This is a genomic window from Blautia glucerasea, from assembly GCF_020537505.1.
In the GTDB taxonomy this organism is placed as follows: Bacteria; Bacillota; Clostridia; order Lachnospirales; family Lachnospiraceae; genus Blautia_A.
Genome location: NZ_JAJBMO010000011.1, coordinates 69,320 through 81,327 on the forward strand (window position 1 = coordinate 69,320; position 12,008 = coordinate 81,327).

A 12,008-nucleotide genomic window follows, 5' to 3' on the forward strand; every position below is an offset into this window, starting at 1 on the left:
ATGATTATAGAAAAAGAGTGCTACCGATAGACGGTTAGTCCACATACTTATTGATTACAAAAATAACCGTTCAGTTTGCAGGCTGGGGCGGTTATTTTTGTGGTTTATGATTATCTTTGCCTAATGTATATCCGATACTAAAGCAGGTTAAGCCGAAGCTCACTACTGCTATGAAGTCCACAATACTCATTGGCTTAGCCCTCCTTTCCACTGGATTCCTTTACAGGTTTCTATGTAATCAGAGGGTCACAGTCCCTCTGGAGAAGGACTAACCGCCTACCGTTATGGTAGCACCCATGTTTCGATTATAACAGTTAAAAATTACCGGTGCAATATAAAGTTGGTAGAGAAGTATCTAGTATCTACAGAAGAGAATCGGTTTGAGTATTCTCCGGTGCCAAAACGGTGCCAAGAAATCAGGCAAATCAAAATAGGTGGTGCAATTCAGCTGTTTTTCACTGTATTTTGGAGAGAAAACCATAAAAAATATGAGATAAAACGGGATTAAAGTATCGTGAAGGTGGACGTACTGTAGGATCAGGACGTGTTGCTACAGTTATCGAGTAATCACTGACTACAGATAATAATATAAATTTGGTATCGTAAGATACCGTGTGTCCAAGCGTAAGATACCCCAGAAACCTTGTGTTTCTGGGGTTTTTCTGTTGTGTAAGTAGTACAAAAGTATTATTTAAAATGGAATAAGACAAACTAGAGTCAGTAAATGAAAAATTCGCTTTTTACAAAAATGAATAGTTCTGGTTCTATTTTGGTTCTAAAAAAGAAAAGCAGACCTGCATGAATGTGAAAATTCATGTGGGTCTGCTTATTTTGTATCAGTAAAAAATGAATGAAGAAATGCTTCCAAGAGCTTACGTTGTTCTGGTTTGAGTCGCCATATTTCTCTAATCAGTGAATCAACGTTTGAGGTATGATTGCAATATTCATCAAAAAATTCTGCCAAAGAAATATGAAGTGCGTCACATGAGGATATTGCTTATGTTTATCTGAACAAGCGGGATGGGCTTCCTATTGATTTTACTGCAAATGCCCGAAATACCATACAGGATGGGGTTCTTTATATGTGCGGAACTATCGGGGCGGCCAGCATTGATCTGAATGCCAGACCTGTGGAGAAACCGATCCGGCTTTATGTGGATCAGGTTACAGAGGATGGGAAGGAAGTTGATTTTTCCAGCGGGAATATCGTATTTTCTTCCAAAGCGCACCGTGTAAATATGGATGTAAAAACCATCAATTTTGTACATCGGAAAATGTATGTGGGCTATTTCCTTGAGGGAATGGACAGTAGTGAGACGATAGTAAAGAATACAGATTCAATAGATATCAGCTATACCAATCTGGCTGGTGGGAATGATACCTACCATTACAAGGTATACGATGCCGATTCCAACCAGTGCCTGGCGGATCTGTCTGTTTCTTTCCGGAAAAATTACAAATTCTGGGAGCAGGCCAGGGTGAAGGTGCAGTGTTATCTGGAATTTCTCCAGGAAAAGGAGGCAGAGATTTCGGAGCTTGCTTATAAGGACCTGGTGACAGGTGTGTTCAACCTGAATTATTTTGAACAGGAAAGAGCCAGGATTGATGTGAAAAAGCTGACCGCGCTTGTGTCTGTAGGTATCAATCACGTAGAATATTTCAAGAGCAAATACGGAATTTTTTATACGGAAAATATTTTGCGGACGGGTGTATCAGTTATGAAAAAATGCGCTCCCGAGGAGATTAAAATCTGCAGAGTGTCTGAAAATATCTTTTACTTTTGGTTTACGAAATCGGTGCAGCTGGAAAACTACATTCAGGATATTAAGGACATGTTCCAGAAAAAAGGGGAAGAATCGGATGTGCCCTATTCTTTCTCGGTAGGTGTGATTTATAATAATACAGTGGGAAAAGAGAACATCGATGAACTGATCGACCGCTGCGGTAAGATGAGATTGCTGGATGAGAAGCATGCGGAGGCGAAGTTTATTGAAGGGAAGATGAAGATGCTGTAGGGAAAAATGGCGGCTGACCAGGCTGCGCACAAAAAAGGCTGCTTCTGTGGATAAAATGCTAAAAAGTAGTCCTGCATGGGGATAATTGCTTCATGCAGGACTACTTTTTTATAGTTTAATTAAATTCCTCTGGCTCTATATATTTCTCGTTGGAGTAGCTGAACCCATTCTGATATTTCACAGTCAGATATAATGTCTTGTCACCATCTGCAATTTTGACGAAGCAGATCCCTTTGTCATTAAATTTGTCTGTAATATCAATAGACTGGTTATGGTAGTAAACCCATACGCTTCCGTCATCTTCGTATTCCACGTCTGGGGAGTCGATTTCGGACATAAGTTCTTCTTCGGTAAGAGGACGTTCCGTTCCGTCGGCGTTTATTGCAATGCCACCGCCGCCAGATTCGTGAAGCTGTCCATTTTCATCGGAGTATTTTAGGGTGTATGTGCCGTCATCAGAGACATCTAGGGCAGCGGTGGTCTGATCTCCGTGAAGCCAGAGCTGGATGGTGCGCTGGATTCCGCCTACATTTGCGGCGTAGGCAGTGCCGGTTCCTCCAAGGATAATGCAGCCTGCGATCACGGCTGCCGCTGTCTTCATTTTTGTTCTTTTCTGTAATCTAGCCATAGTTTCAACCTCCCGAAATGAGCTCTCAGAGGTCTGCAATACGGAAAAAGCTTTTTTATATTTTTCGTGGTTAGTCATTTTCCCATTCCTCCTTCAAAGAATCCTTAAGCAAAGCCCGTCCACGGGAAAGCCGGACCTTTACGTTGCTTTCTGAAAGCTTCAGTATATCGGCGATTTCCCGGACGGAATAGTCTTCATAATAAAACAGGTGGATCACAATACGGAACTTATCTGGAAGCTTCATCACTTCCTCGAACAGATCCCTGGACTGTGAATCTGGAAAAGTAAGGGTTTCCATATAATCTTCCAGAGAGCATTTATTTTTCTTCCAGAAAGTCCGGTTGATATTCTTTGCCTTATTAATGACCACCCGAAGGAGCCATGCCCGGATGTGCTGCTCATTTTCAAATTCTTTTCTGCTGGTGTAATATTGAACGAACGTCTCCTGAACTACATCCTCTGCGTCCATCTGGTTCTGGCAGATGTTAAAAGCCGCCGCGTAGAGGCTGTTCTGGTAAAGCTCGATCAGCTGTTGAATCGGTTGTCTCATGAGAACTCCTTTTGCCGCAGCCCCGGTCGCTGTGGTAAATGTGCGCTGGTGGAGGAGCGGTTTTTTATGTTTTCTTTTAGGTACCTTCACTAATAATACAAATGAGAGAACAGAAAGGTTACAGAAGAAAAAAATTTAGGAAAATATAATGTCCCTGAAGTAGCGTCCAGGGACATTGAGGTCGATTGTTTAGATGATAAATACGACATATTGTTGTAAAGTAATTGATTTCCATATATGTTGATGCTGCTGGCTGTGATTGGGATATTAGGAAAATCATAGTGGGATAGGTTAGTCTACTACAGGAATTTTGCTGATATCCTGCTTTACGTTGCGGAACTGGGGCGGGAGGTCTTCCGGGGACATCCGCTTGAGGGCTTCCACAGAGCCGGTTTCCTTGGCGGTCTCGTAATACCAGCATTTGTAATCCAGCACATCCATAGTATGCTGCAGTTCCTCCATCTGCGCCTGGAGAAGCTGGTGCTGCTTATAGAAAAGCTGGAGACGTTCGTCAATCGTGCTGTCTCCTTCCATAGTCAGATGAATATATTCCCGGATATCCTTCAGGGACATGCCCGCTTTTTTCAGGCAGCTGATGACCTGCAGCCATTCATAATCCTTCTCGTGGAATACGCGGATTCCGTTTGTGGAACGTTCCACGAAAGGCAGAAGCCCTTCCTTATTGTAATAGCGCAAGGTGGAACTGGGAACACCCAGCAGCTTTGCCATTTCTCCAACTGTGTATGTCATTGTAAATTCCTTCCAGGGTAAAATGAATTGTTACTGTTCACTGGTAGCGTTCCGCGAGGTGTTTTTTGTGAACAAAGTTCACAGAAAACCCGAGAATTGCGGCGCAAAATCATGCGAATACATGATTTCTGTGCATCGCGAAGCGTGTTGCTGTGAACGGAGTGAACAGTAACAAATGAATTTCGTGTTCAATGAGAAAATTATAGCATAAATTGTGAAAGATAGCAAAATATGGTATGCTATAAAAAACAGAAATTAGTTTAATGGAGAGTAAAAAATAATATGGATAAAACAGATGAAGGCTTACTTGGAAATGAGAAAATCGAGGAGGCAATCGCGGCGCTTCAGCAGCAGCCCACACAGGAATTGCTGGCGCATGCCTTGACAGTAGTGCGAAGACGCATGCGTGAAAACGGCCAGGTGATCATTGCCGTAGAGCCAAACGCGGCAGCTGGACAGATGAAATTACAGGCGGTAAAAACCTCCGACGGAAAGAACTGGTGGGCAGTTTTCACCAGCTTTGACGAAGAACTGAAAGGCAGTGGAAGCGTTATGTCAACCTTTATGACTGACATTGGAAAAGTCCTGGAGGCAGCGCTGTCCGAGGAAGAGATCAGCGGCGTGATCATCAATCCCTGGAACCGGACCTTGATGTTGGACAAAACGCTGATTCGGATCATATTAGGAAATGTGGCACAGTAGTTAAAAAATGCCAGGTGGGAAGATTTTCTCAGCTGGTGTTTTTTTATGCAAGAAATTATTGACAAACGATAATTCTAAGCTATAATAAAATTATAAATTATCGTTTTTCAATAATTTATAGGCCAGTTATTGCAAAAAGGAGGTTCTCCATGAAAGAAAAACACTTATTTACCCTCTTATCCGTGGAAGCCGCAGCCTGCGTTCTGTTCTGCATTTTACAGCGCAGTTTGTCCGGATTGTTTTCCACTTTGATCGCCTTTCCCTTTGAGCAGATCGGGGCTGGCCTGCGGGCCATGTCACTGTCCGGGACAGTTGGAAATGTGATCGCGATTATTCTATACATATTGCTTGGACTTATCCCTGCTGGAATCTGGGGATTCCTGCACTGGCGCAAGAAATCAGAGCCACTGGACTTCATGCTTCTGGTTATCAGCGTCCTTCTCTTCGTAACCCTGTATTACATGGTAAATCCGGGACTTTTGTCCTCCGGAGTGCCCGGCACTGGAAAATGGTCCCTGGGCAGCACCTTCTATTCAATCCTTCTGGGATACCTGCTGATCCGCGCTTTGCTTCACTATAAAAATGCAGGAACAGAAAAATTGCAAAAGGGACTCTGGTTCCTTCTGGGCGCGGTGAACGTGGTACTGGTGTACGGTATTTTCGGACAGGAGCTGGCGAACCTGCTTCAGACTCTGGAAACGGTGCAGAAGGGAAATACAGGCATAGAGTTGAGCGATGGATTTTTTACCTTTTCCAATCTCACTCCAACTTATGTGTTCCTATTTCTCCACTTTGCAATCCGTATTCTGCCTTATGTGCTGGATATTATAGTTGTTTTCCTGGCAAGAAGGCTTCTGGCAGCAATGAAAGAAGATCTGTATCAGGAAGAAAGCATAAAACTGGCAGAAAAACTTTCCCATTTTTGCATGTGGACCTTAGTCGCTACTATAGGGCTGGATGCAGCATTTAACCTACTGCAGTTGTTTTTCCAGAGCAGTCTTTACCAGCTTGAATATGTGGTGACCATCCCGGTATTTTCCCTGGCTTTTGTGCTGGCTGTGCTGCTGTTTGCAAGATACATCCGAGAAATGCAGAGGCTGAAAGAAGACAATGACCTGTTTATTTAAGGAAAGGAAATGATTTATGGCAATAAAAGTATGCCTTGAAGACGTATTGAAGGAGCGGGGAATGACGTCCAAGGAATTGTGCAGTCTGGTAAATATCACAGAAGCCAATCTTTCCGTCCTAAGAAGCGGGAAAGCCAAAGGCGTGCGGTTCCACACCATCAACCGGATTTGTTATTTCCTGCAATGCGATGTTGGGGATATCTTAAAATTCGATGGAAATCTGGAGGAGGATGAAAATGAAGATTAAGAAATCAAAGGGTAGTGGGGTGCTAAAAAGCTTGTTCGGATTTTCGGTTATGTTCATGGCATTTACCGCCAGTGGCTGTACTCTTGCAGTCTCGGATGCAGGCACAGACGGAAATGGTGACCGGCTGATCGGCGCCTTTATCACCTCCGAATATCTGGACCTATATGACATGGAAGGCTATCTGAATGATCATGCCTCCTCCCTTGTGAACAACAGCAGCATTACCATAGGAAACGACAGCCGTTATGAGGGAAAACTTGTGGCAACTGTGGATAAAGAAGGTGCCCAGTCTTCCTCTGAGTGGAAAATTTCCTTTGGAGATGTAAAAGGGGAATATATCCTAATGCCAGTGACGGAAGACGAGGATGGAAACACCTCTGTGGGAAGCCTTTGCTCCAATGGAGTAGGAGATCCGTATTTGAACTACAACGTGACCGATGATGGAGAAACCCAGGAAATCAGCGCCACCGTTTACCAGGTCTCTGGCAAAACAGAACACACCCAGTATGTAAACCCGGTTTTCCAGAAGGAAGATGGAGAAATTTATGCCATGGCTGGAAACGGTTATTCCAACGGCGTGGATGGCTCAGAAGGAAACACCATGGCAGCCACCCTTTCCGGTGAAACTACCACAGTGGAAAATGGAAAGACCAAGACAGAAGGCTGTAAAGTGACGGTTCAGTTTGCCACTATGTACAAGCCAGTGCGGACCATCATTTACCAGATGGATGAGGCAAATAAGATACTGAAGCAGACGACCTACAAGCCATCTGATGTGCCGGATACCTTAAAAGTGGAAGCTGGAACCGCTTATATTCTGGAAGAAACCAGAAAGGAAGACGCGTCTGGCAAAATGGTGACCACCAGGACAATTTTAGATCTGGATTCGTCCGCAGATGAGGAAAAACAGTACTTGGAAGCCTGGTATCCGATGGATGACGGGCTGATCGGTAAAAAAGACGTGGAGATTAAAAATTGAGAAAAATGCCGGGGCAAAGGTCACCCCGGCATTTTTGCGAGAAGTTGGGACGCGGAATATCTGGCTATAAGAAAATCCTATAGCCAGATATTATTTATCTGTATTAGACGTGAAACTCCAGGACTGGTATTATAATATCAGAAAATAAATCACAGTTAATTGATAGGAATAACGGAGATAATACGGATGAAACAGATTTTATGTTTTGGCGATTCAAATACATGGGGATACGACGGCGAGAGCAAGAAGCGTCTGCCATGGGGAAAACGGTGGACAAGCCTTCTTCAGGAACGGTTTGATGTGGAAAGTCAGAAATCTAATGCTGCCGAAGAAGCCGGAGACAACTGGAATCTCTCAAGCCAATCACACGCAAACGAGAATACAGGCACTAAAGAGAGTGTACGCATCATCGAAGAAGGTCTCTGCGGCAGAACCACCATCTTCGAAGATCCTCTGCGCGACGGCCGCCGGGGAACTGCCCTCCTTCCCACCTTATTAGAAACCCATGACGGCATAGACGCAGTGGTCCTCATGCTGGGCACCAACGACTGCAAAACTGTTTTCGGCGCCTCCGCAGAGGTAATCGGAAAAGGCATCGCCCGTCTTCTTGACCAGATCACTGCCTACGCGCCAAATGTGAAAGTCCTTCTGATCTCCCCAATCCACCTGGGGGAAAAAGTCTGGCAGGAAGGCTACGACCAGGAATTTTCCAAAGATTCCATCCAGGTATCCAAGGACCTGGAAAACGTATACGAGCGCATCGCAGGCGAAAGACACGTCCAGTTCATGCGCGCCGCTTCCTACGTAACCTGCTGCGAAGCCGACCAGGAACACATGAACGCCGCCGGCCACCAGGTTTTTGCGAAAGCCGTATATGAGAAGCTGGCACCATTGGTAGCATAAGCCGAAAATTGATACTTACTGCGCTGAGAAACAGTTGTTTTTCAGCGTATTTTTTTCGCGTATTTCCCACGAAAAAAGTCGAACTTGTTCCAAAAGAATACGAAATTCATACAGAATCAATCCAAAACAATAAAAAGTAATAAGGAATAATAAAAAACAATTGACAACACTACAACACTTTGCTATACTAAAATTACCAAAAAGAGGCGAGCAAAGAGAACATTTTTTATTTATGCAAAGGCGCATGAAACTACATCGTGACTAAGTTGCTAAATAGAAAGTGTTTTTTTACTATAAAGGCATTGACACCAGAATTTTATAAAATATTTTCTAAAAAATGTCCTGTCTTTATAAGAAAACACCTGCGGCAGCAGGCGATTCCGCTTCCTGCAAAGGCTTACTACCGTACCTGCATAAAGGACGGATAAGAAAGGAGAAAAACTATGAAAATGATGAAAGCAGCAGTTGCACTTGGCATGGCGCTTACCATGACCGTTACTGGTGCATCAGCAGTATTCGCAGAGGGTGAGTCACTCAGCGTTGCTACTGATTTCGAGATCAAGACACTTGTACCGTGGGCTGCATCCGAGGAGAATGCATTCCTGGTACTGAACCAGGCAGAAGAGGGTCTGTTCCGTATGGACGAGAACAACCAGCCTCAGCCGGCTCTTTGCGATACCTATGAGGTATCTGATGACAAGCTTACATACACATTCCACTTAAGAGACGGAATCCAGTGGAGCAATGGTGAGCCTGTAACAGCAGCAGATTTCGTATATGCATGGCTGAAACAGATGAGCGCAGACGCAACAAACGGCTACAGCTTCATTATGACAGACTACATCGTAAACGGACAGGAGTATAATGAGGGAAGCGTTGAGGCTTCTGAGGTAGGTGTTAAGGCTGTTGACGACCAGACACTGGAAGTTCAGCTGAAGAGCCCGACACCATACTTCCTGAACCTTACTACAATGGATATGTTCTTCCCGGTTAACGAAGCATTCTGCGAAGAGCAGGGCACAAACTTCGCTCTTTCCCCAGACAGCATGCTCTACTGTGGACCGTACGTGATCACAGATTATGATCCGGCTGTAGGCGTTACCTTCGCTAAGAACGACAATTACTGGGATAAAGATAGCGTAGCGGTCGAAGATGCACAGGTTCGTGTAATCAAAGATGCTGCAGCTGCATTAAGCGCATATCAGGCTGGAGAGCTTTCCCAGGTTAAACTTGATTCTGCAAACGTAGCAGCATACAAGGATGATCCGGAATTCTCCCAGGAGATCGATTTCCGTACAAGCTATGTACAGTTCAACCTTACAGATGACGTAATGAGCAATGTAAACATGAGAAAAGCTATTTCTCTTGCTATGAACAGAAGCGCTCTTACAGATAACATTCTTGCTGATGGTTCTGCACCAGGATTTGGTCTTGTAGCAGACGGCATGAGCGGTGACGGCGAGAAGACATTCCGTGAACTGAACGGAGATGTTTCCCCATACGATCCGGAGCAGGCAAAAGAGTACTATGACAAGGCAGTTGAGGAGCTTGGAAGCGCACCTTCAGAGGTTACTCTTCTTGTAGCGGATGACTCTGTATCCAAATCCGTTGCTACATTTATCCAGAGTGAGCTTGTTACAACACTTGGTCTGAACGTAGTAATCGATACCAAGACTGTGCAGGGACGTGGAGAGCTGATGGATGCGAACAACTATCAGTTTGCTGTAACTGCATGGGGCGCTGACTATGATGACGCTATGACATACCTTGATCTGTGGACAAACGGAACTCCATACCGTGGAAACTACAATGATGCTGATTACAATGCACTGATCTCTGACGCTAAGACTCAGACAGATGACGCAGTTCGTCTTGACGACATGCTGAAAGCTGAGAAGAAGCTGGTTGAGGAAGATGCAGTTGTTGCTCCTGTATACCACAGAGGTTCCGCTGTTCTGACAAAATCCAATGTCAAGAATCTGATCAGCCATCCGATCGGTGTTCCGCTTGAGTTCAAGTACGCTTCCTTCGAATAATCTCTTATTCAGGTGATTATTGGATATAAACCGGAAGCGGAACAAATCTCAGAGGTTTGCTTCAAATTCAAGTAATATTCCTTAAGGAATAAGTAACGGACCGTATACAGCAGTGGCTTACACAGCCGGTATACGGTCTGTTTTTCACAGAAAGAAAAGGAGTACTGTTCACTACGTGCACAGTAACAGAAAAGGTGATGTCATGCTGAAATATGTATTAAAGCGATTAGGGTACATCCTGGTTACCTTGTGGGTAATCGTAACCTGTACCTTTTTCATGATGAAAAATCTTCCTGGTACACCTTTTGACGCTGAGCGTTTTAGTATTATGACACCTCAGCAGCAGGAACGTGTGCTGGAAATGTACGGATTAAATGATTCTCTTCCAATGCAGTATGTGAAGTACATTAAAAACATGCTGAAAGGAGATTTAGGTACCTCCTTCACTTATGTAAACCAGGATGTTTCCAAGGTTATCACAGGACGTCTTGGACCATCTGCTCTGATTGGTATCCAGGCAGTACTGATCGGACTTGCAATCGGATTAATTTTAGGAATCCTGGCTGCCTGGAAGCACAATAGCGGAATTGATTACTTTACTATGATATTGGCAGTGCTTGGAGTCTCGGTGCCGAACTTTGTCGCCGCAGCCCTTCTTCAGTATTACATAGGTCTGAAATGGGGCGCTCTCCCGGTTGGATTCTGGACTGGCTGGAATTGTTCCGTATTGCCGTCCATTGCGCTTTCGTTCAGTGCAACAGCTATGGTTGCCCGTTTTATGCGTACCGAAATGCTGGATGTACTGGATCAGGATTACATCGTAACTGCAAGAGCCAAGGGGCTGAGCCAGATGAAGGTTCTTATGCGCCATGCAGTCCGTAACTCTATCCTTCCTGTTGTAACTATTTTAGGACCAATCGTAGTAAACCTTATGACTGGATCCCTTGCTGTAGAGAACATCTTCAGTATTCCTGGAATCGGAAGCCTTTTCGTAGACTGTATCAAGGCCAATGATTATCCGGTGATCATGGGTATTACTATTTTCTATGCCGCATTCTATATGCTGATTGTACTGCTTGTTGACCTGGCTTATTCTCTTATTGATCCGAGAATTCGTCTTGCCAAAGGAAAGGAGAGCTGATCGTGGACAAATCAAAAATTGACCGCAGCATGTATCAGAAAGCGAAAGTAGAAGCCTCTGAAAAAGAGCACATCGCAGCTCCTGCTTCCACTATGCTGGCTGACGCATGGATCCGTCTGAAAAAAAACAAGGCAGCAGTTGTAGCATTATTTATTCTGATCGGAATTATCCTGCTTGCCATTTTTGCACCGATCTTCAGTAAATATTCATTTAGAGACACTGATTATAACAATGTATATGGACTTCCAAGTGCAGCACACATTTTTGGTGCTGACCAGTTTGGACGTGACCTGTGGGTACGTACCTGGATGGGAACCAGAATTTCCCTTATGATCGCACTGGTAGCTGCAATCCTGGATCTGGTTGTAGGTGTTCTTTACGGTGCTGTTTCCGCTCTTTTCGGGGGAAAGGTAGACGCTGTTATGCAGCGTATCATTGAGGTACTGGTTGGAATCCCAAGCCTTATCATTGTAATCCTTTTCCTGATGGCATTCCCGGCTGGTGTAGGAACTATTATCGCTGCACTTTCCATTACCGGATGGGTAAACATGGCCAGACTGGTTCGTGCCGAGATCCTGAAGCTGAAGAATCAGGAATTCGTACTTGCTTCTCAGGTTCTTGGAACCAGCAAATTCAACATTATTATGAAGGATCTGATCCCGAACACAGTCAGCGTTATCGTAATCAACGTGATGTTCACAATCCCAAGCGCTATCTTTACCGAGGCATTCTTAAGCTTCATTGGTATTGGTCTGGCAGAGCCGCAGGCTTCCCTTGGTGTATTGATCAACGGTGGTTATCAGGTACTGCGAATGTATCCACATGTACTGATTTTCCCGGCAATTGTTATCGTACTGATTATGGTATGCTTCAGTATTCTGGGCGACGGACTTCGTGATGCCCTTGATCCGCAGATGAGAAAGTAGGTAC

The 12,008-nt window shown here is 44.5% G+C and carries 12 protein-coding genes; 9 read left to right on the plus strand and 3 right to left on the minus strand.

Annotation, left to right across the window (positions count from 1 at the left end; all coding sequences use genetic code 11):
* Positions 1 to 1,082 precede the first annotated feature (1,082 nt).
* Positions 1,083 to 2,015, plus strand: a complete 933-nt coding sequence (locus LIQ05_RS10810) for a diguanylate cyclase domain-containing protein (RefSeq protein WP_226820514.1) — start codon at positions 1,083 to 1,085, stop codon at positions 2,013 to 2,015.
* Positions 2,016 to 2,130: 115 nt separating this feature from the next.
* On the opposite strand, the gene LIQ05_RS10815 is transcribed toward LIQ05_RS10810, so the two are convergent.
* The 3 genes from LIQ05_RS10815 to LIQ05_RS10825 form a co-directional block, all read right to left on the minus strand.
* The gene (locus tag LIQ05_RS10815) at positions 2,131 to 2,643 is read right to left on the minus strand and encodes a hypothetical protein (RefSeq protein WP_226820516.1); all 513 of its coding nucleotides are present in this window, start codon (positions 2,641 to 2,643) and stop codon (positions 2,131 to 2,133) included.
* Positions 2,644 to 2,713: 70 nt separating this feature from the next.
* Entirely contained in the window at positions 2,714 to 3,193 is a 480-nt protein-coding gene (locus LIQ05_RS10820) for an RNA polymerase sigma factor (protein WP_226820517.1), read from the minus strand.
* A 291-nt stretch (positions 3,194 to 3,484) separates the two neighbouring features.
* A complete protein-coding gene (locus LIQ05_RS10825) occupies positions 3,485 to 3,943 on the minus strand; it encodes a MerR family transcriptional regulator (RefSeq protein WP_226820518.1) in 459 nt (152 codons plus the stop codon).
* 282 nt (positions 3,944 to 4,225) lie between these two features.
* Between LIQ05_RS10825 and LIQ05_RS10830 the strand changes: the two genes are divergently transcribed.
* From LIQ05_RS10830 to LIQ05_RS10865, 8 genes are all read left to right on the plus strand, one after another.
* The gene (locus tag LIQ05_RS10830; RefSeq protein WP_226820519.1) at positions 4,226 to 4,645 is read left to right on the plus strand and encodes an SseB family protein; all 420 of its coding nucleotides are present in this window, start codon (positions 4,226 to 4,228) and stop codon (positions 4,643 to 4,645) included.
* Between the two features lie 149 nt (positions 4,646 to 4,794).
* Positions 4,795 to 5,772, plus strand: coding sequence for a hypothetical protein (locus LIQ05_RS10835; protein ID WP_226820520.1), 978 nt, complete (start codon positions 4,795 to 4,797; stop codon positions 5,770 to 5,772).
* Between the two features lie 16 nt (positions 5,773 to 5,788).
* Positions 5,789 to 6,019 (plus strand): helix-turn-helix domain-containing protein, encoded by a 231-nt coding sequence (locus LIQ05_RS10840; protein WP_118583284.1) that lies wholly within the window; start codon positions 5,789 to 5,791, stop codon positions 6,017 to 6,019.
* Entirely contained in the window at positions 6,009 to 6,998 is a 990-nt protein-coding gene (locus LIQ05_RS10845; protein ID WP_226820521.1) for a hypothetical protein, read from the plus strand. The genes LIQ05_RS10840 and LIQ05_RS10845 overlap by 11 nt, the downstream gene beginning before the upstream one ends.
* A gap of 186 nt (positions 6,999 to 7,184) precedes the next feature.
* On the plus strand, positions 7,185 to 7,901 hold the full coding sequence (locus tag LIQ05_RS10850; protein WP_226820523.1) for a GDSL-type esterase/lipase family protein: 717 nt from the start codon (positions 7,185 to 7,187) through the stop codon (positions 7,899 to 7,901).
* 443 nt (positions 7,902 to 8,344) lie between these two features.
* A complete protein-coding gene (locus LIQ05_RS10855) occupies positions 8,345 to 9,937 on the plus strand; it encodes a peptide ABC transporter substrate-binding protein (protein ID WP_226820524.1) in 1,593 nt (530 codons plus the stop codon).
* A gap of 175 nt (positions 9,938 to 10,112) precedes the next feature.
* Positions 10,113 to 11,078 carry an ABC transporter permease gene (locus LIQ05_RS10860; RefSeq protein WP_226820525.1) on the plus strand — a complete coding sequence of 322 codons (966 nt, stop codon included), beginning with the start codon at positions 10,113 to 10,115 and terminating at the stop codon, positions 11,076 to 11,078.
* 2 nt (positions 11,079 to 11,080) lie between these two features.
* Entirely contained in the window at positions 11,081 to 12,004 is a 924-nt protein-coding gene (locus LIQ05_RS10865) for an ABC transporter permease (RefSeq protein WP_226815283.1), read from the plus strand.
* Positions 12,005 to 12,008 lie beyond the last annotated feature (4 nt).